The 19,596-nt window shown below is 60.6% G+C and carries 20 protein-coding genes and 1 other RNA gene; 12 read left to right on the forward strand and 9 right to left on the reverse strand.

The window, feature by feature from the left end; genetic code table 11:
• Positions 1 to 241: 241 nt before the first annotated feature.
• Both HF949_RS00685 and HF949_RS00690 read right to left on the reverse strand, forming a co-directional pair.
• Positions 242 to 1,888, reverse strand: a complete 1,647-nt coding sequence (locus HF949_RS00685) for an acyl-CoA synthetase (RefSeq protein WP_292897640.1) — start codon at positions 1,886 to 1,888, stop codon at positions 242 to 244.
• Between the two features lie 50 nt (positions 1,889 to 1,938).
• Entirely contained in the window at positions 1,939 to 2,712 is a 774-nt protein-coding gene (locus HF949_RS00690) for a sulfite exporter TauE/SafE family protein (protein ID WP_292897642.1), read from the reverse strand.
• A 247-nt stretch (positions 2,713 to 2,959) separates the two neighbouring features.
• Between HF949_RS00690 and HF949_RS00695 the strand changes: the two genes are divergently transcribed.
• The 9 genes from HF949_RS00695 (at position 2,960) to HF949_RS00735 (ending at position 11,551) form a co-directional block, all read left to right on the forward strand.
• On the forward strand, positions 2,960 to 3,607 hold the full coding sequence (locus HF949_RS00695) for a thiamine phosphate synthase (RefSeq protein ID WP_292897644.1): 648 nt from the start codon (positions 2,960 to 2,962) through the stop codon (positions 3,605 to 3,607).
• A gap of 2 nt (positions 3,608 to 3,609) precedes the next feature.
• Positions 3,610 to 4,647, forward strand: a complete 1,038-nt coding sequence (locus HF949_RS00700; RefSeq protein WP_292897646.1) for a tetratricopeptide repeat protein — start codon at positions 3,610 to 3,612, stop codon at positions 4,645 to 4,647.
• Between the two features lie 109 nt (positions 4,648 to 4,756).
• Positions 4,757 to 5,320, forward strand: coding sequence for an elongation factor P (gene efp / locus HF949_RS00705; RefSeq protein WP_007007082.1), 564 nt, complete (start codon positions 4,757 to 4,759; stop codon positions 5,318 to 5,320).
• 50 nt (positions 5,321 to 5,370) lie between these two features.
• On the forward strand, positions 5,371 to 6,174 hold the full coding sequence (locus HF949_RS00710) for an inositol monophosphatase family protein (protein WP_292897649.1): 804 nt from the start codon (positions 5,371 to 5,373) through the stop codon (positions 6,172 to 6,174).
• Positions 6,175 to 6,442: 268 nt separating this feature from the next.
• Positions 6,443 to 7,453, forward strand: a complete 1,011-nt coding sequence (locus HF949_RS00715; RefSeq protein WP_292897651.1) for a MotA/TolQ/ExbB proton channel family protein — start codon at positions 6,443 to 6,445, stop codon at positions 7,451 to 7,453.
• Between the two features lies 1 nt (position 7,454).
• On the forward strand, positions 7,455 to 8,486 hold the full coding sequence (locus HF949_RS00720; RefSeq protein ID WP_292897653.1) for a peptidoglycan -binding protein: 1,032 nt from the start codon (positions 7,455 to 7,457) through the stop codon (positions 8,484 to 8,486).
• 54 nt (positions 8,487 to 8,540) lie between these two features.
• Positions 8,541 to 10,025 (forward strand): carboxypeptidase M32, encoded by a 1,485-nt coding sequence (locus HF949_RS00725; protein ID WP_292897655.1) that lies wholly within the window; start codon positions 8,541 to 8,543, stop codon positions 10,023 to 10,025.
• 96 nt (positions 10,026 to 10,121) lie between these two features.
• Positions 10,122 to 10,781: a GntR family transcriptional regulator gene (locus HF949_RS00730; RefSeq protein ID WP_292897657.1), complete on the forward strand. Its 660-nt coding sequence runs from the start codon at positions 10,122 to 10,124 to the stop codon at positions 10,779 to 10,781.
• An 80-nt stretch (positions 10,782 to 10,861) separates the two neighbouring features.
• The gene (locus HF949_RS00735) at positions 10,862 to 11,551 is read left to right on the forward strand and encodes a nitroreductase family protein (protein ID WP_292897659.1); all 690 of its coding nucleotides are present in this window, start codon (positions 10,862 to 10,864) and stop codon (positions 11,549 to 11,551) included.
• A gap of 20 nt (positions 11,552 to 11,571) precedes the next feature.
• On the opposite strand, the gene HF949_RS00740 is transcribed toward HF949_RS00735, so the two are convergent.
• Positions 11,572 to 13,377, reverse strand: a complete 1,806-nt coding sequence (locus tag HF949_RS00740; RefSeq protein WP_292897661.1) for an ABC transporter transmembrane domain-containing protein — start codon at positions 13,375 to 13,377, stop codon at positions 11,572 to 11,574.
• A gap of 206 nt (positions 13,378 to 13,583) precedes the next feature.
• On the opposite strand from HF949_RS00740, the gene rpmE reads away from it, so the two are divergent.
• Positions 13,584 to 13,805, forward strand: coding sequence for a 50S ribosomal protein L31 (rpmE, locus tag HF949_RS00745; RefSeq protein ID WP_223021740.1), 222 nt, complete (start codon positions 13,584 to 13,586; stop codon positions 13,803 to 13,805).
• A gap of 66 nt (positions 13,806 to 13,871) precedes the next feature.
• Here rpmE and HF949_RS00750 read toward each other — a convergent pair whose 3' ends face one another.
• Positions 13,872 to 14,156 (reverse strand): SelT/SelW/SelH family protein, encoded by a 285-nt coding sequence (locus HF949_RS00750; protein WP_292897664.1) that lies wholly within the window; start codon positions 14,154 to 14,156, stop codon positions 13,872 to 13,874.
• A gap of 65 nt (positions 14,157 to 14,221) precedes the next feature.
• Entirely contained in the window at positions 14,222 to 14,971 is a 750-nt protein-coding gene (locus HF949_RS00755; RefSeq protein WP_229449870.1) for a YebC/PmpR family DNA-binding transcriptional regulator, read from the reverse strand.
• Positions 14,972 to 15,120: 149 nt separating this feature from the next.
• On the opposite strand from HF949_RS00755, the gene HF949_RS00760 reads away from it, so the two are divergent.
• Complete coding sequence (locus HF949_RS00760; protein ID WP_292897668.1) at positions 15,121 to 15,927, forward strand: MBL fold metallo-hydrolase; 807 nt, start codon at positions 15,121 to 15,123, stop codon at positions 15,925 to 15,927.
• A gap of 6 nt (positions 15,928 to 15,933) precedes the next feature.
• On the opposite strand, the gene HF949_RS00765 is transcribed toward HF949_RS00760, so the two are convergent.
• From HF949_RS00765 to ssrS, 4 genes are all read right to left on the reverse strand, one after another.
• Positions 15,934 to 16,701, reverse strand: coding sequence for a TerC family protein (locus tag HF949_RS00765; protein WP_292897670.1), 768 nt, complete (start codon positions 16,699 to 16,701; stop codon positions 15,934 to 15,936).
• A gap of 70 nt (positions 16,702 to 16,771) precedes the next feature.
• A complete protein-coding gene (locus tag HF949_RS00770) occupies positions 16,772 to 17,596 on the reverse strand; it encodes a TIGR00282 family metallophosphoesterase (RefSeq protein WP_007007096.1) in 825 nt (274 codons plus the stop codon).
• Positions 17,597 to 17,748: 152 nt separating this feature from the next.
• Positions 17,749 to 18,330, reverse strand: coding sequence for a 5-formyltetrahydrofolate cyclo-ligase (locus tag HF949_RS00775; protein WP_292897673.1), 582 nt, complete (start codon positions 18,328 to 18,330; stop codon positions 17,749 to 17,751).
• A 73-nt stretch (positions 18,331 to 18,403) separates the two neighbouring features.
• A non-coding RNA gene (ssrS, locus tag HF949_RS00780) (6S RNA) lies at positions 18,404 to 18,560 on the reverse strand.
• A 124-nt stretch (positions 18,561 to 18,684) separates the two neighbouring features.
• Here ssrS and HF949_RS00785 point away from each other — a divergent pair.
• On the forward strand, positions 18,685 to 19,521 hold the full coding sequence (locus HF949_RS00785; protein WP_292897675.1) for an AAA family ATPase: 837 nt from the start codon (positions 18,685 to 18,687) through the stop codon (positions 19,519 to 19,521).
• Positions 19,522 to 19,596 lie beyond the last annotated feature (75 nt).

Here is a 19,596-nt window from a genome sequence, read left to right on the forward strand (position 1 = left end):
GGGCTTGTGCACAGCTGTTGGCAAGTTCTTCCTTAACGAAGGGTTAATACTGAATTTGGACAAAAAAAGAGCCGCAAAGGCGGCTCTCAGGAGTTTAAACAGGGAGGCGTCAAACAGAATGGCTCCAGCCACTCGGTAAGAATCCAGATCACTGGATACACACAGTAAACACGTGTAAAGCTTAATGGACGGTTAACGTCCCGGCTATTTCTTGAAACGAATCCCGCGCATCAGCGCCTGCTCACGGCAGTTCCCTGGCCTGTTCCCGCAGACGGAATTTCTGGATTTTCCCTGTGGATGTCTTCGGAATCTCGGAAAAAACGACGCTTTTTGGACATTTGAAATGCGCGAGCAGCGAGCGGCAATGGGCGATAATCTCCTCCGCGCTCGCCGTTTTTCCGGGCTTCAGTTCCACGAAGGCGACAGGCGTTTCGCCCCATTTCTCATCCGCCTTCGCCACCACCCCGCAGGCAGCAACGGCTGGATGCTTGTAAAGTGCATCCTCTACTTCGATGGAAGAAACATTCTCGCCACCTGAGATGATGATGTCCTTCGAGCGATCCTTGAGCTGGATATACCCGTCCGGATGCATCACCCCCAGATCGCCGGAGTGGAACCACCCGCCGGCAAAGGCTTCATCCGTCGCTTTCGGGTTCTTCAGATAGCCCTTCATCACGATGTTGCCGCGAAACATCACCTCGCCGATCGTCTCGCCATCATGCGGGGTTTCGGTCATCGTCTCCGGATCCATCACGGTCAGCCCCTCGAGCGCCGCATAGCGAACGCCCTGCCGCGCCTTGCGCGCCGCCTGCCCGGCCCCGTCAAGCGCGTCCCACGCGCCCTTCCATTCATTCACCACCGCCGGTCCGTATGTTTCGGTCAGGCCATAAAGATGGGTCACCGCAAAACCCGCATCGGCCATCGCCGAAAGCACGGTTTCGGGCGGCGGCGCCGCCGCCGTGTTGAACGTCACCGTGTGGGAAAACGCCCGTTTTTCGTCTTCAGGCGCGTTGAGCAGCGCCGACATCACCACCGGCGCACCACAAAGATGCGTGACCCGATGGTCGGCGATCGCATCGTACATCGGTTTCGCCCGCACCCAGCGCAGACACACATGGGTGCCCGCCGTCAATGCCAGCGTCCAGGGAAAGCACCACCCATTGCAGTGGAACATGGGCAGCGTCCACAGATAGACCGAGCCCCGCGCCAGAGCCGCATGCACTGTGTTGGCATAGGCCATCAGTGCGGCTCCGCGATGATGATAGACAACGCCCTTGGGATTGCCGGTGGTGCCGGACGTATAATTCAGCGTGATCGCATCCCACTCGTCATCCGGCATGGACCAGGCAAAGCCAGCATCCCCCGATGCAACGAAGGCCTCGTAATCCAGGCTGCCGATACGCTCCCCCTTCGGATAGGGCGCATCGTCCGGATATTCGGGATCGTCATAGTCGATCACCAGCGGCTTGACCCTGGCCAGCGCCAGCGCCTCCTTCATCACCGCGGAAAACTCCCGATCAACAATAACCACCCTCGTCTCGGCATGGTCGAGCTGAAAGGCGATGACCGCCGCATCTAGCCGGGTGTTCAGCGAATGCAACACCGCCTTCGTCATCGGCACACCATGATGCGCCTCCAGCATGGGTGGCGTGTTGGAGAGCATGACCGTCACCGTATCGCCCTTGCCGATACCGTGGCTGGCAAGCGCTGAGGCCAGCCTGAGCGACCGCTCCCAGAAACGCGCATAGGTTACGCGCTCGTTGCCGTGAATGATTGCCACCTCGTCAGGAAAGACCTTCGCGGCGCGTTCCAGAAGCACAAGCGGTGTCAGGGGCTGAAAATTGGCGGGATTCCTGTCGAGATCCCGATCATATGCGTTCCCGGTCACAAACGTCCTCCCGCAGTTTTCGTCTTATAAAGCATAGGCTTCCGAAATCGTCACCATCCCATAAGGTCGGATACACCGTCATGGATCAGCTTCAGGGATACGATCAGCACCATCACATACATGAATGGATAAAAGACCGAGGGCTTCATCCGTTTGACAACCCACACGCCGGCGAGCGTGGCAAGCGGCGCGAGCGGAATCAGGATCAGCGATGCCGTCAGGTTCGAGCGGTCGAACTGACCGAGTGCGAAATAGGGAATGAGCTTCACCGCATTGACGATGGCGAAAAACACCACGCTCGTTCCCGTGTAAACGCGCGGATCGTGCCCCAGCGGTAGCGCATAGACCTGGTATGGCGGGCCGCCCGCATGGGCGACAAAACTGGTGAAACCGGCCACCGCCCCCCAGAAGGTGCCGCGCGGCCGGCTCTGCTCTGCGATGCGCGCCCGCCCGGCCAGTTTCTCGAAAACCCAGCGAATAAAGAAAGCGAGCGTCACCAGACCGACGATGAGGCGCACATGGCCCTCCGTCACGATGGCCGCTGTCGCCCAGCCAATGGCAATTCCCAAAAGAGCGCCAGGCAACATGATCCAGAGCGTCCCGCGATCCACATGGCCCCGCCATGCCCACAGGGAGACGATGTCCATCACAATCAGGATCGGCAGAAGGATCGCCGCTGCCTGCACCGGCGAGACGACAAGCGACAGCATCGGCACACCGAGCAGAGCCATGGCGCCACCGAACCCGCCTTTGGAAAGGCCTACAAGAATGACGGCGGGTATCGCCGCGATATAGAATGCCGGATCGGAAAGAAGTGAAGTCATGAAACGCGTCTGCGCCCCGTTTGTCGGGCCTCGCCCCTCATAGCCCCGTTGCCGGGATTTGGCGAGACTTGCGGGAAATGCTTCAATTTTCCTTGTCGTCCACCCTGCTCGTCGTCTATGCCGCATTCACACCAAATTGACGGGCAAGAAACGGTCCTGACCGGTTCCGCGCGGACCTGCGTACAACAATGAGACGGAGCCTTTTCGCCACGCGGGCAAATCACGAAAAGGTTTGAGGAGTTCCTGTATGACCAATCGCTGCCGCCTCGTATTGATCGCACCGCCGCCTGAAACGGCTGCCAATGACGAAGCCCATCTGGAGGCCGCACTGGCCGCCGGCGATGTCGCCTCGCTCATCATACCCGACTACGGGCAGGATGAGGTCAGCTTCCAGGCGCGTGCCGAACGCCTGACCCCGCTCGCTCAGTCGCGCAATGTCGCCGTGATGATCGCCGGCGCCCCGCGCATCGCGGCCCGCGTGAAGGCGGATGGCATTCACGTCGAAGGCTCCCTTGAAGAAATTACCGATGTCATCGAAAAATATCAGGACCGCATGATGATCGGCGTCGGCGGCGTCAAAACCCGCGACGATGCCCTCCAGCACGGAGAATTGCAGCCGGATTACCTGTTCTTTGGTCGTTTCGGCTACGACAACAAGCCAGAACCGCACCCCCGCAATCTCGCACTCGGCGCCTGGTGGTCGGAGATGATCGAGATTCCGTGCATCGTGATGGCCGGCAACACCGTGGCATCCGTCGAACCGGTTGCCGCATGCGGCTCGGACTTCACCGCGCTCTGCGCCGCGGTGTTTGCAGACGATACCGATCCGGCGGCCGCCGTCTCGGAAGCCAATGCGATCCTCGACAGGGCTACACAGCAGGTCGAGGGGGCCTGAAAATGCGCGCACGGCTTCTTCCTGCTTCGCTTCTTGCAGCCACACTGTGCGGGCTTGCTGGAAACGCAGTCTCTGCCGGTAACACCGAGAGGGATACGGCAGGCTCCGAAGCGCTCCAGTCCAGCGATCGTGTCAGCGATCGCTTGCAGCCGCCCGGCGACCGGCCTCTTTCAGCCCCCACCGTCGACCAGGTCGACCCTGATCGGTTCGGCAAGCTGCCGGATGCAGCCTATGGCGCCTTCCAACGCGGCTATTACATCACCGCACACAATTTGGCCCTCCCTCGCGCAGAGGCCGGCGATGCCGCGGCACAGACACTGGTCGCGGAAATCTACGCCCGCGGTCTCGGCATGCCACGCGACGCAAAAAAGGCAGCGGAATGGTATTCGAAAGCAGCTCGGCAGGGTGTTCCCGAGGCCCAGTTTCAATACGCGCTGATGTTGCTCGATGGAAATTTCGTCGAGAAAGACGTCGACCGCGCGTTCGAACTCATGCAGGTCGCGGCCGACAAGGGCAATCGGCTTGCCCAGTTCAATCTCGCGCAACTCATTCTGGACCGGCAATCAAGCTTCGAGAGCCAGCAGCGGGCGGTGAGCTATTACGAAAAAGCCGCAAACGCCGGTTTGGCGGATGCCCAGTACGCTATGGCCCAGGTTTACGCCAATGGCTTTGGGGGCCGGCAGATCGATGAAAAGCTCGCTCGGAGCTGGCTTGAGAAGTCGGCAATGCAGAATTTTGACACCGCGCAACTGGACCTTGGCACCTGGATGGTGGAAGGAAGGGGCGGCCCCCGCAACATGGAGGCCGGTTTCAGCTGGTTGAAGCGTGCGGCCGAGGGTGGCAATGTTGCCGCGCAGAACAGGCTCGCCAAGCTATACCGCGCCGGCGTGGGTGTTGAGGCGAATACCATTGAAGGAGCCGCCTGGTATGTATCGGCCCGCCGGGCAGGTCTGATCGACCCGGAGAACGAAGATTTCCTGGCCGGTCTCACGCCCGAGGAAATGAAGGAAGCAATCCAGCGCGCAAACCGCCTGCGTTGAGATTTTCCTTGGCCACATTTGGCCCGCGGCTTGCCTTGACCCGCATTTTATGGTCTTGGAAGCGCCGAATTGCGCGAGACTGCGCGCTTGAGACCCGCAGGACGATCACATGAAAATCAACGGCAATGAAATCCGCCCCGGCAACGTCATTGAGCACAATGGCGGTCTGTGGGTGGCGGTGAAGACCAACGCAGTGAAGCCCGGCAAGGGCGGTGCGTATAACCAGGTCGAACTGAAGAACCTGATCGACGGCACCAAGCTCAACGAGCGCTTCCGTGCTGCAGAGACGGTCGAGCGCGTTCGCCTCGAGCAGAAGGATTTCAGCTTCCTCTACGAGCAGGAAGACGCGCTGGTGTTCATGGATTCCGAAACCTACGAGCAGCTTGAACTGCAGAAGGATTTTGTCGGCGACCGCGCTGCATTCCTGCAGGATGGCATGACCGTGACGGTGGAACTCTATGAGGAAAAGCCCATCGGCATTTCACTGCCTGATCAGGTCACGCTCACCATCGCCGAGGCCGATCCTGTGGTGAAGGGCCAGACGGCGGCCTCTTCCTATAAACCCGCCGTGCTGGAGAATGGTGTGCGCGTCATGGTACCGCCTTTCATCGAGGCTGGCGAAAAGATCGTGGTCGACACCAACGAAATCACCTATCTGCGTCGCGGCGAGTAATTCCGCCCGGCACGCTTACCGAAACTTCAAGTCACAAAGGCTCTTCATCCATGGCCCGTTCGGCGATCATCAATGTCATGGTTCAGGCTGCCATGAAGGCAGGCCGCTCCCTCGCACGCGATTTCGGCGAGGTGCAGAACCTGCAGGTTTCGCTGAAAGGTCCCGGTGACTATGTGAGCCAGGCGGACCGCAAGGCCGAGGAAATCATCCACTCGGAGCTGTCGCGTGCGCGCCCGGGCTATTCCTTCCTCATGGAGGAGAGTGGCACGGTGGAAGGTGACGACCCGCAGCACCGCTGGATTGTCGACCCGCTCGACGGCACCACGAACTTCCTGCATGGCATTCCGATCTTCTCGATCTCGATTGCGCTTGAGCGGCAGGGGCAGATCGTCGCCGGCGTGATCTACAATCCGGCCATGGATGAGCTTTACACCGCCGAGCGCGGTGGCGGAGCCTTTCTCAACGACCGTCGCCTGCGTGTTGCAGCACGCAACAGGCTTTCCGACGCGGTGGTCGGCACCGGCATCCCGCATCTGGGTCGTGGCCACCATGGTACCGCGCTGCTCGACCTGCGCAATGTGATGGGCGAGACGGCAGGCATCCGCCGGCTTGGATCGGCGGCACTTGATCTCGCCTATGTGGCCGCAGGGCGCATGGATGGCTTCTGGGAGGAATGGCTCTCCCCCTGGGATACTGCGGCTGGCATCATCCTTGTGCGCGAGGCGGGCGGCTTCGTCACCGACAAGAGCGGCGGAGACAGGATGTTCGAGACCGGCCAGATCGTCGCCGGCAACGAAGCCATTCACCGCGCTCTATTGAAGACGCTCGCAAAACCGGCTCCTCAAAAGTCCTGACGCATACACGCGCATTCAAGTCCGCGCCCCATCTGCCTGAAAAACTCGAAGGGCCGGAGGCTGCGGAGGGCGCTTGGCGCTGCCTGCACGATATGACAGTTTGTTGCGGTCATCTCTCACGCTTCAGAAAGGGGATCGCCGGGTAAAAGCTGATGCGTGCATCACAACACGCTGCGTGCGGCTTTCAATTTCGTCATAATTTCGATTAGAATCCCGCGCGATACAGGAATCATCACTGGTTCCGCATCGCAATGGATACGAGGAGCTGATGGCCTTGCTGAAATCGCGTGAGGACGCCGAACCATCCGTTGGGCTTGACTATGACCCGCACACACTGTCGAGCCCGCAGGTCTTCCTCTATTCAATGCTGGTGTTTCTTGCGATAGCAGGCTTCGTGGCCGCCATCCTTTACCGGCAGATCGCTTCCGCCTTTCAAACGAATCCTGGGTTGAACGGCCTGATTCTCGGCGTTCTTCTCATAGGCATTCTGCTTGCCTTCATGCAGGTGACGCGCCTCTTTCGGGAGGTTCGGTGGGTGAACTCCTTCCGAGCCGGATCGGATGCCTCGGATCCCGTCTTGCTGGCACCGATGAAAGCGCTCCTCAGTCGTGCTTCCACCATGGCGTTGTCCACCAGTTCCATGCGCTCGATTCTCGATTCCATAGCCACGCGCCTTGATGAGAGCCGTGACATCTCGCGCTACCTGATCGGCCTCCTCGTCTTTCTTGGCCTGCTCGGCACTTTCTGGGGGCTGCTTCAGACGATCGGCTCCATCGGCGACACGATCCAGTCGCTCGACCCTGCCTCCGGCAATGCGAACGACGTTCTCGACGCACTGAAATCGGGGCTCTCGGCTCCGCTGGAAGGTATGGGAACCGCGTTCTCGTCGTCGCTCTTCGGTCTCTCCGGTTCATTGATCCTCGGCTTCCTCGACCTGCAGGCGGGCCGGGCACAGAACCGGTTTTATGTAGAGCTTGAAAACTGGCTCTCCTCCGTCACCGACCTGAGCTCCGACCTGTCTGAAGGCCGCAACGGCGCCTCGGAAGAGATGCAGCAGCTCGCCGACAAACTGCGTGCCGCTCAGGAGGAGGGCTCCTCCAATCCGCGCCTGACCGCCTCCATGGCCAATCTCGCCGAGGGCATATCCGGCCTCGTCAAGAACATGCGCCAGGAGCAACAGATGATGCGCGACTGGGTGGAGGCCCAGGCGAATGAGCAAAAGGCCATGCGCGCCACCCTGGAAAAACTGTCTGTAGCATTGAAAAAGCGGGATAGCTGACATGGCGCTGGCCCGCGCACGCCGCACCGACCGCCGGGTCGATTACTGGCCGGGCTTCGTGGATGCGATGGCGACGCTTCTGCTTGCCATCATGTTCCTGCTCTCGGTTTTCGTTCTCGCGCAGTATTTTCTCAGTCAGGAAATCACGGGCAAGGATGCCGTTCTCGACCGGCTGAATGCGCAGATCAACGAATTGACGCAGCTTCTCGCTCTCGAGCAGGCCAACAGCCAGGATGCCGAAGACACCATCGCCAGCCTGCGCGCTTCGCTTGAGGATGTACGGGCCGACCGCTCGAGACTGGAACAGCTTCTGGCGAGTGGCAGCGGCCAGAGCGAGCAGGCCGAGGCCCGGATCGGCGAACTTTCCGGTGCCCTTGATGAAGAACGACAGGTCAGTCAACGCGCGCTTTCGCAGGTGGAGCTTTTGAACCAGCAGATCTCTGCGCTGCGCAAGCAGATCGGAGCGCTGGAAGCAGCCCTTGAAGTTTCGGAAGAACGTGATCGCGAATCCCGCACCAAGATCGCCGACCTCGGCCGCCGCCTCAACGTGGCACTGGCCCAGCGCGTTCAGGAACTGAACCGCTATCGCTCCGATTTCTTTGGCCGGTTGCGCGAAATCCTCTCCGACCGTGAAAACATCCGCATTGTCGGCGACCGTTTCGTGTTCCAGTCGGAAGTTCTATTCCCTTCTGGCGCAACGGAAATCAACCCGAACGGCCAGACGGAAATGCGTAAACTGGCAGACGCCATTCTCGAATTGCAGCAAGAGATTCCACCCGAAATAAACTGGGTGCTGCGCGTCGATGGCCACACCGACGATGTTCCGCTTTCCGGCACCGGTCGCTTCCGCGACAACTGGGAGCTCTCGACGGCCCGCGCTACCGCCGTGGTCAAATTCCTGATCGAGAACGGCGTGCCTGCCAACCGGCTCGTGGCCGCCGGCTTCGGCGAGTATCAACCGCTCGACACCGAAGACACTGCCGAAGCCCGCGCCCGCAATCGCCGCATCGAGCTGAAGCTCACTGAGCGCTAACCTTTTCTACTGCCGGGCAACCCCTGCTCTTTTTCTACGCGTATGAGGAACTCCATGTCCTTCCAGAAACTCGACGATCTTGGCCACAGGCTGGAAGCGCTCGGCCACGCGCTTGCGATCCTTGGTGCCGATGAGGCTACGCATATGGCGCCGGGTGGGGGCGAGGCACGCGCCGAAGCCATGTCCACGCTTGCCGGGATGGCGCATCGCCAGGCCACGGCACCGGAAATCGCCGACTGGATCGAAGCGGCAGAGCAGGAAGACCTGAATGCCGAACAGAAAACGGCAGTCGCGGAATTCCGCCGCCACTACATCAACCTCACCTGCCTGCCCTCCGACTTCGTCGAACGACAGACCCGCACCCGCATGCGCTGCGAACAGCTTTGGCGCGAGGCGCGTCCGAAGGGCGACTGGGCCGGCTTCCTGCCAGCACTCGAAGGCGTGATCGAAATGGCGAGGGAGGAGGCAGAGCGGCGTTCCGACGTGCTCGGCCTTGCCCCGTACGATGCGCTGATGGAGCAGTTCGACCCGGGCAACAGAACGGCTGAAATCGCTCCGGTTTTCGAGAATTTGAAGGCGTTTCTGGTTGATTTCGTCCCAAACGCGCTGGAAATTCAAAAAAAGAAACGGGCGACGAATCCGCTGCGTCCGCTGTCGGGAAACTACCCTGTCGAGCGGCAGCGCGAGCTCGGTCTTGCGATGATGGCGGCTGTCGGTTTCGACCTGACACGCGGCAGCCTCTCTGTCTCGCACCACCCGTTCTGTGGCGGCGTCCCAACCGATGTCCGCATCACCACACGATATCGGACCGACGAGTTTCTGTCCTCGCTGATGGGCATCTTGCATGAAACCGGCCACGCGCTTTATGAGCAGAACCTGCCATCCGATTGGGCGCATTGGCCGGTCGGCAAGGCAAGGGGCATGGCCATGCACGAAAGCCAGAGCCTGTTTGTCGAAAAGCAGATCGGCAGAAACCCGGCTTTCTGGGAATGGGCGCTGCCGGTCGTGGAAAAGCATCTCGGTGAGAAATGGTCGAAAGACGAAATCCTCGCCCATGTCCATCATGTCGAGCGCGGGCTGATCCGCGTCGACGCGGACGAAGTGACCTATCCGCTCCATGTGATCCTGCGTTTCGAGCTGGAGCAGGATCTGATTTCCGGCAAACTCGAAGCCCGCGACCTGCCGGAAGCCTGGGACGCGAAGATGCAGGCCTATCTCGGTCTCTCCACCATCGACACGCCGCAGGATGGCCCGATGCAGGATGTGCACTGGCCCTCCGCCGCGTTCGGCTATTTCCCCTCCTACACGCTTGGCGCGATGATCGCCGCTCAACAATGGGCGGCGATCGAGAAGGATATCCCGGATGTGAACGAACAGTTTGCCCGCGGACAGTTCGAAGCCGTGAATGCGTGGCGGCACGAAAAGGTCTGGTCGCAGGCATCGCGGCTTTCAACCCCGGACCTCATCGAGCAGGCGACCGGCGAACCGCTCAACGCAGCGCATTTCACAAGGCATCTGGAGAAACGCTACGGCGAATAGGCCGCGCTGACCGGCCAGGAAGGCTTGTCAGAACGCCGGCGTCGGCACACTCTCCCCAGCATGGAAGATACCGATTCCCGATCGACTGTGGAGACAGTGGCCGACGCTCTCACCGAAGCCGTTCGTACCGGGCGCCTCGTGCCCGGGCAAAGGCTGACGGAGAACGAATTTACCAACCGGCTCGGCGTATCACGCTCGTCGGTGCGGGAAGCGTTTCGCCGTCTGACGGCCGACGGGCTTTTGATGGCGGAGCCGCATCGCGGCGTGATGGTTCGCCAGTTATCACGCGTGGAGGTGGACAATCTTTTCCAGGTGCGCGGGGCTCTGGAAGCGCTTGCGGTCACCCTCGCCCTGCCCGCGCTTCATCAGGCCCCATCCACCCTTGTCGCATTGCAACGTGATCTCGACGCCGCCGTGGAACAAGGCGACATGAACCGATTCTCGCAGCTCAATGGCCGGTTCCATCGGCTCTTTCGCGACACCGCGGATAACGCCCTTCTGAGCGACACACTCACCCGACTGTCGAATTCGCTCTACTGGCTCCAGTTTCGTGTTCTGGTGGATCGTAGCGATGTATTCGACACCAACCGGCAGCACAGGGAAGTGACAGAATGCGTGGTCGCCAACGATGAAGGCGGGGCGCGGGCTGCAATGCTTCGCCATGTCGAGAACGCGAGAAAGCTTATCCAATCGCTGCCGGACGACCACTTCGCGCGCCCACAACCGCGCAAAGACCGGAGCCGCATAACGGATTGAACGACGTTGCTGCTTGACGCCGACCTTGGTTTATTCGATTGTCCGACAATATTATCGGACAAAATTGGAGAAGTGTCCGCATGAGCACCAAGGCCACTCAGGAATACCGCCCTGTTCCACTTCCCGATTACAAAGAGTTTCCGGTGGAGGAAATGCGGGCACGTGCGCAGGCCTTCTACGACGAGATCCGCACCCGGCATACGGTGCGCGACTTTTCCTCCCGGCCCGTCCCGCGCGACATCATCGAGACCTGCATCAGGGCTGCAGGCACGGCACCCAACGGCGCAAATCATCAGCCCTGGCATTTCGCTGTCATCGGCAACCCTGCCGTGAAAAAGCAGATCCGTGAGGCGGCCGAAGTCGAAGAGAAAGCGTTTTACGAAGGCCGTGCGGGCGAAGAATGGCTGCAGGCGCTGGGACCGCTGGGCACCGATGCGAGCAAGCCGTTTCTGGAGGAGGCACCGTGGCTGATCTGCGTGTTCGGCGAGCGCCGCAGCCGTTCTGCAGATGGCGTGAAGCGCAAGAATTACTATGTGCCCGAATCGGTGAGCATCGCCACGGGTTTTCTGATCGCAGCCCTGCACCGGGCGGGGCTTGCCACGCTGACCCACACACCCAACCCGATGAGCTTTCTCAACGAACTGTGCGGCCGGGACCCGCACGACAAGCCGTATATTTTGATGGTCGTGGGCTATCCCAAAGAGGACGCCACGATTCCCCAGCATGCAATGGAGAAAAAGCCTCTGGAGGAAATCGCGACGTTTATTTGAGGCGGGAGTTCAGCCTCAATTCATTCTGCCGCCTCGCCGGGGGCATCGAACTGCAGGCTTGCGAGTTTGGCATAAACACCGCCCGCCGCAACAAGCTCGGAGTGCGTGCCTTCTTCCACGATGCGTCCCTCGTCCAGCACGAGAATGCGGTCGGCCTTTAGAACCGTCGACAGCCGGTGCGCGATGACGAGCGTGGTGCGTCCCTTCATCAGATGTTCCAGCGCCTGTTGCACCAGCGTCTCGCTCTGTGAATCCAGTGCAGAGGTGGCTTCGTCCAGAAGCAGGATCGGTGCATCGCGCAGGATGGCCCGCGCAATGGCGATGCGCTGGCGCTGACCGCCGGACAGGGTGACGCCGCGCTCACCCACCGGCGTGTCGTACCCCTCTGCCAGATCGCTGATGAAATCATGCGCAAGCGCAGCCCGCGCTGCAGCCTCGATCTCCGCACGGGTCGCATCCGGGCGGCCGAAGGCAATGTTCTCGCCCGCACTGGCTGCAAAGATAGTGACATCCTGCGGTACGATGGCCATGCGCGCCCGCAGAGCCAGCGGATCCGCCTGCCGGGCATCGACGCTATCGACAAGTACAGTTCCCTTTTCGGGATCGTAATAGCGCAGCAGCAGAGAGAAAATGGTGGTCTTACCCGCACCGGACGGACCGACAATCGCGACCGTCTCCCCGGGTCTGACAGTGAAGCTCACCCCATGAAGGGCAGACCTGTCCGGCCGCGTGGGATAGGCGAACGAGACATTCTGGAACGCCACCTCCCCGCGTGCCGGCTGTGGAAGCACCGCCGGACTGGCCGGCGCCGTGATGACCGGTTTTTCGGCTAGAAGCTCGCTCATGCGCTCGGCAGCACCCGCGGCCTGCGAAAGCTCCCCCCAGACTTCCGAAAGGGCGCCCAAAGCGCCAGCCGCCAGAACCGAATAGAGCAGGAACTGCCCGAGCGTTCCTGGAGTCATGACGCCCGAGAGAACGTCACGCGATCCAAACCACAAGACGGCGACAACCGAGCTGAAGGTCATGAAGATGGCAAAGAATGTGAGAAAGGATCGCGCGAAAATAGAGGAACGTGCCGCCGCAAATGCCGTTTCGATGGCATCGGAAAATTTGCTTCGTGCCGTCGCTTCGCCGGTGAAAGCCTGGAGTGTGCGCATGGCGCCGATCTGTTCACCCGCATAGGCGGTGGCGTCGGCCAGCGTGTCCTGCGCAAATCGCGACCGCCGGCGAACGGAGCGGCCAAAAGCCACCAGCGGCAACACGATGACCGGTATTGCTGCCACCACAAGGAGCGAAAGCCGGGGGCTCGTGACCACCATCATGCCAACGGCGCCCAGCCCCATGATGACATTGCGCAAAGCCTGGGAGATCGTGGCACCCACGGCAGACTTGACCTGTGTCGCATCGGCAGAAATGCGTGACACGATTTCGCCGGACTGGACCGTGTCGAAAAAGCCGGGGGACAGGCGCGTCACATGTTCGAACACGTCGCGCCGCAGATCGCTGACGACACGCTCACCAAGCGTGATGACGAAGAAATACCGCCCCGCAGAGGCAACAGCCAGCACGGCTGCCACCACAATCAGCATTGAAAAATAATTCGCGATGAAGATGGAGTCTGATTCCGAGAATCCATGATCAATCATGCGGCGCACGGCAAGCGGCAGCGTCAGCGTCGCGATGGCCGCGATAACAAGGAAAAACGCGGCGCCGGCAGCCAGACCGCGATAGCGTCCGACATAGGGCAAGAGGCGCCGGAGTGGCTTGAGAGACCGCCGCTTGGCTGCCTGTTCCCTCTCGTCCGACGCCATTCTTCCACGCGCCATCATCTGTTCCCTTTTTCACACCATGTCCGCGAGCGGCAATTTGTACCCCGCTCAACTCTTGTCTTGTCGCCGGACCTGATGTATAGGCTCGCCAACCAATTCCGAAGCCGTAGCCTTCCTTGGCCGCGGCTTCAAGTTTTCAGGATGGGTGCAATTGCCGCAAGCGCGGTCTTGATTGTTACCCCGACCAAATTCAGGACAAGCCGATGAAAGCCGAAATTCATCCCGACTATCACACGATCAAGGTCGTCATGACGGACGGCACCGAGTATGAGACCCGCTCCACCTGGGGCAAAGAGGGCGACACGCTCCAGCTCGACATCGACCCGTCCACGCACCCGGCATGGACCGGTGGCCAGCAGTCGCTGATGGACCGCGGTGGCCGTGTTTCAAAGTTCAAGCAGCGTTATCAGGGCCTGGGTATTTAACCCGCTCCAACGCAGCAGGCATTGCAAAAACCCGCCTCAAGAGGGCGGGTTTTTTGTTGTCTGTCTCTAAGTTGCCGGCTTGTCGATATGTCCGAGATCGCGCTCCGGATCGATCACGTCACGCACGCGCTGCTTCAGTGTCTTGGCATCGGGAAAACCACCATCGCGCTTCCGCTCCCAGATGAGAGTGTCATCGCAGGAGACCTCGAAGACGCCTCCCGTACCGGGACGCATGGCCACTTCGCAAAGCTCTGTGGAAAAGGTGGAGAGAAGCTCCTGCGCGAGCCAGGCCGACCGCAGGAGCCATTGGCACTGGGTGCAATAGGTAATCGTCACGCGGTGCCCGGACATGTCAAGCGTCCTTTGCCAATTGCACAGAAGAGGATGCCGGGCACGAATACCCGGCAGGAGCGCTGTCAGGCCGCGCTGAGTTTCGCCAGCGTTTCGTCGTCGACCTCGAAATTGGCGTAGACGTTCTGGACGTCATCGTCGTCTTCTAGCGTGGCAACAAGTTTGAGAATCGACTGGGCGCGCTCCTCGTCAACCGGTGTGCCGGTCTGCGGACGCCAGATCGCCTTGACGGATTCCGCCTCGCCGAGCGCGGCTTCCAGCGCCGTCGTGACATCGCCGATGTCTTCAAAGGCGCAGGTGATGACATGGCCGTTCTCATCCGACTGAACGTCTTCGGCACCGGCCTCGATGGCCGCTTCCATCACCGTGTCGGCGTCGCCCTTGTCGGCCGGATAGATGATCTCACCCACACGGTCGAACATGAACGAGACAGATCCTGTCTCCCCCAGCGATCCGCCGGCCTTGGTGAAGGCGGCGCGAATGTTGGAGGCGGAACGATTGCGGTTGTCGGTCAGGGCCTCGACGATGATTGCCACGCCGCCGGGGCCATAGCCCTCATAGCGCACCTCGTCATAATTCTCCGCATCGCCGCCCGACGCCTTCTTGATAGCGCGTTCGATATTGTCCTTGGGCATGGACTGGGCCTTGGCGTTCTGGATGGCCAGGCGCAGACGCGGGTTCATCGCCGGGTCGGGCAGTCCCATCTTGGCTGCGACGGTGATTTCGCGCGCCAGCTTGGAAAACATCTTCGAGCGAACGGCATCCTGCCGGCCCTTGCGGTGCATGATGTTCTTGAATTGGGAATGACCGGCCATGGGGCTCCTTCTCACGGTCTTTTGAATGCAACGAAATAACGCCGCCTTATAGTGAAAATGCCGGCCAACGTCCAGAACCGCCGGCCGCCAAACGTGGCGCATTGCCGCGCTTTGCAGTAGGATGGCCCCTATTCGCACGGGAGATGCAGATGAATGCCTTCCGACTGACCGCAAGCTTGCTGACATTTCTGCTCGCCCCCCTTGCAGCCGCATGGGCGCAGACCGAGAGACCGAGCACTTGTCTCGCCATGGCGCAGACACTGCCCGACGTAATCTACGCTTCACTTGCAATTCCGGCAGCGGCCGGCGCGGAGGCAGTGGACATAACCTATGCAGGCCACTCCACCTACATCATCGAGACGCCCGCCGGTGTAACCATCGCCACCGATTTTTCAGGTGCCTACGGCGCCAGTCCCTTGCCGCGGGTCGTCACCATGAACAAGGCGCACGGCACGCATTTCACCCACAATCCTGACCCGGCCATCGAGCATGTGCTGCCGGGCTGGAACCCGGAGGGTGGACCGGCACGGCATTCACTCCTGGTTGAAGATGTCTATATCCGCAACGTCACCACCGACATCCACCGCTATGGCACGATGGAGCCGGACGCCAACTCCATTTTCATCTTCGAGGTGGCGGGGCTGTGCATCGGCCATCTGGGCCATCTGCACCACAGGCTCGACGACAGCCACTATGCGGCGATCGGCAGGCTCGACGTGCTGATGGTGCCCGTCGACGGCGGGCTGACGCTCTCGCTTGACGGCATGAGCGAAATAGCGCGCCGGCTTTCCTCTTCAGTCATCCTGCCGATGCATCGGCACTCCACGCCTCTCAGCGCGTTCACCAGCCGGATGGGCGGTGGTTTCGAGCTGGATTTCCGCGAGGGACGGACGATCACCGTGGCGCTGGACAACCTGCCACGGCGACCGACCATCGTCATCCTGGACGGTGTATAGCCGTAGCTATTCGGCCGAACCTTCTGCCAGAGCCTTGTCACGCGCCCGCTTGCGCCGAGCCAGCATGTTGAGCCCCTCGACCAGCGCCGAGAAGCCCATGGCGGCGTAGATGTAGCCCTTGGGCACATGAAAGCCCATGCCGTCTGCGATAAGCGTCATGCCGATCATCAGCAGGAAAGCGAGCGCCAACATGACCACGGTCGGGTTGGCCGCGATGAAGCGCGACAGAGGCTCCGCGGCGATCAGCATCACGGTCACGGCCGAGATGACGGCAATGAACATGATGGCGATCTCATCGGTCATGCCGACGGCGGTGATGATGGAATCGATCGAGAACACCAGGTCGAGAAGCAGGATCTGAACAATGGCCGCACCAGCCGTCATCGTGACCTTGCCCATCATGTTTTCCTTGCCATCGTCGGGATCGACCGAATGGTGAATTTCCTTCGTGGCCTTCCAGACAAGGAAGAGACCGCCGGCAATCAGGATCAGGTCGCGCCAGGAGAAACCGTGGCCGAACAGTTCGAACACCGGCTCGGTGAGCTGTACGATGATGGAGATGGTGCCAAGCAAAGCGAGCCGCAGGATCAGCGCTCCGCTGATGCCGATGCGCCGCGCCCGTGCCTGCTGCTCCTTGGGCAGCTTGTTCGTGAGGATGGAGATGAAGATCAGATTGTCGATGCCGAGAACGATCTCAAGCACCACCAGGGTCACAAGCGCGACCCAGGCTTCCGGATTGGAGACAAACTCGAAGTGACCGGCAAGCCATTCCATTGCAGCACCCCTCGCTGGCAATTGTTCAAAATATAGCGTTTCGCAGAGTTATGCGTGCACGCGCCCAGCGTCAACGCCAGAAGGCGGGAACGGTTTCCTCAAGCCGGGGACCAAGCCGCAACGGCGCGATCTTTTCGCAAAGACCTGTGCGGTCGGAAATCTCCAGGCCGACACCGCAGATCGTAGCAGGGCCGGACGCCGCCTCGAAGCGCCCCTTGGGCACTTTTGCGGTGAAGCGGTTCAGCGGTTCTTCCTTGTCCATGCCGAGGGAAGAATCGTAATCGCCGCACATGCCGGCATCGGAGAGATAGCCTGTGCCTCCGTTGAGGATCTGGTGATCGGCGGTCGGTTGATGCGTGTGCGTGCCGACGACAAGGCTCGCCCGCCCATCGACGAAATGGCCAAAGCACATCTTCTCGGACGTCGCCTCGGCATGAAAATCGAGAATGACGGCATCCGCCTGATCGCCAAGCGGACAGGCAGCCAGCACATCCTCCACGCAGGCGAAGGGATCATCGAGCTCGGGATGCATGAAGACCCGGCCCATAATGTTGGAAACCAGAACCCTTGCGCCATTCTTCGCCATATAGACACCCGAACCGCGGCCCGGAGTGCCCTTGGGGAAATTCGCCGGGCGGAGAAACCGCTCCTCGCGCGGAGCGAAAGTGAGCGCCTCGCGCTGATCCCAGACGTGATTGCCCGTTGTCACCACATCGGCGCCGGCATCGAGCGTGGCGCGGAAAATCTCCTCGGTGATGCCGAAACCGCCTGCCGCGTTCTCACCATTCACCACCACGAAATCCAGCCGGAAATCCGAAATCAGGCCCGGGAGCTTTTCCCAGACCGCCGTGCGGCCCGCACGGCCGACCATATCGCCAAGAAACAAAAATCTCATGCGCCGCTTCTAGAGCATCGGACCAAAAAGTGGAATCCGGTTTTCGGATTATTCCGATGCCCCATTGATAGTCTRGATCGTCCTTTGYGCGTCCGGATGGACGCACGGCGATCTAAAGCAATTGGGGCATCGGTGAAAAGTGGAAATGCCTTTCAGGCCCCATCGAAACGCCGCAGGCCCGTCTCGGTGAGAATTTCCGATAATGGCTGGTCATGCTCCTCGTCGGGCACGTGTTCGACCTCCTGACAGTCGAAGGCGATGCCGATCAGGCGTGGCGCGCAGCCCTTCGCCTTCAGCCGAGCGATGGCCCGGTCATAGTAGCCCGCCCCATAGCCGATGCGATGGCCGCGTGCATCGAAGGCGGCGAGCGGCACCAGCATCACATCGGGATCGAGCACCGGTGCTTCCTCGTCCGGGCCCATGGTTCCGAACCCCATATCGACCATCGGCGCACCGGGCACATATTCGCGGAAAACGATCGTCGTTTTATCCAGAATGGCGGGCAGCGCGATCCGTGCGCCCCTTGCGTCAAGTGTCGACATCAGCGGACGCACATCCATTTCCGAACGCATCGGCCAGAAACCTGAAACCACACCACCTGGCGCAGGTGCCACTGCGACCGCATGTGCGGCAAGCTGCTGCCCGACCTCGGCGCGCCATCCGGCATCCAGCGCATCGCGGCGCGCAAGCGCTGCTGAACGAAGCTGCTTTTTCAGATCGCGTGGAGTGGTCATGCGGAAAGGTGTATTGCGCGTCTCGACATCACGCCACGATAAACAGGCAAACTGCAGAGAGAAAGGAAAAGAGTGGCGATCCACGGCGACCGATGGAATACACGATCCCGGGAACCTACAAAGTAGGTGGGCGCCGTGTAGCCAAGCCCACGGGCGAGACCAGGGACAGCTCCCTTAAGGATCGATAAGGCCCCGGGGAATTAGATTCCTGTCGGGAAGCGCAGACCGCAAATTCAATATAGGCTTCCGCCCCCTGCTCCGCCAGTGGCATTCGCGCACTTGCGCCAGCAAAATTCACCCAATAGGGTCGCGCTCGAAATTTGAGCTGGAACAACACCGCAAGGACTGATGCGCATGCGTTTTGAAGGCACGGCGGATTATGTCGCCGACAGGGATCTGATGGTGGCCGTGAATGCGGCAATCGCGCTGGAGCGCCCGCTTCTGGTGAAGGGTGAGCCCGGCACAGGCAAGACCGAGCTTGCCAGGCAGGTGGCGGCATCCCTGGGGCTCGATCTGATCGAATGGCATGTCAAATCCACCACGCGCGCTCAACAGGGCCTTTATGAATATGACGCCGTCTCGCGCCTGCGCGACAGCCAGCTCGGCGATGAGCGCTTCAACGATATCAAGAACTACATCAAACGCGGCAAACTGTGGGAAGCCTTCGCGGCAGACCGCAAAACCGTTCTCCTGATCGACGAGATCGACAAGGCCGATATCGAATTCCCCAACGACCTGTTGCAGGAACTCGACAAGATGGAGTTCTTTGTCTACGAGACCGGCGAGACGGTCAGGGCAATCCACCGCCCCATCGTCATCATCACGTCGAACAATGAGAAGGAGCTGCCCGACGCCTTTCTGCGCCGCTGCTTCTTCCACTATATCCGCTTTCCCGATGCCGAAACGCTGTCCGAGATCGTCGAGGTTCACTATCCCGGCATCAAGAAGAACCTGGTTTCGGCGGCCCTCAGCCAGTTTTATGAAATCCGCGACGTGCCGGGGCTGAAGAAAAAGCCCTCCACCTCCGAGGCGCTGGACTGGATCCGGCTTCTGGTTTCAGAAGACGTGGAGCCAGAAGACCTCCGCGGCGAAGCAAAGAACGCCCTGCCCCGTCTGCATGGCGCGCTGTTGAAGAACGAGCAGGACGTTCACCTCTTCGAGAAACTCGCCTTCATGGCGCGACGGCAATAGGCGCAAAGCCTCCGCCTTCCTGGCCCTTGCAGCCGGAGCACCATCCCCCGACAGTGCTTCGACCATGAGGGAGAA

Source organism: Nitratireductor sp., from assembly GCF_017794765.1.
GTDB lineage: Bacteria > Pseudomonadota > Alphaproteobacteria > Rhizobiales > Rhizobiaceae > Nitratireductor.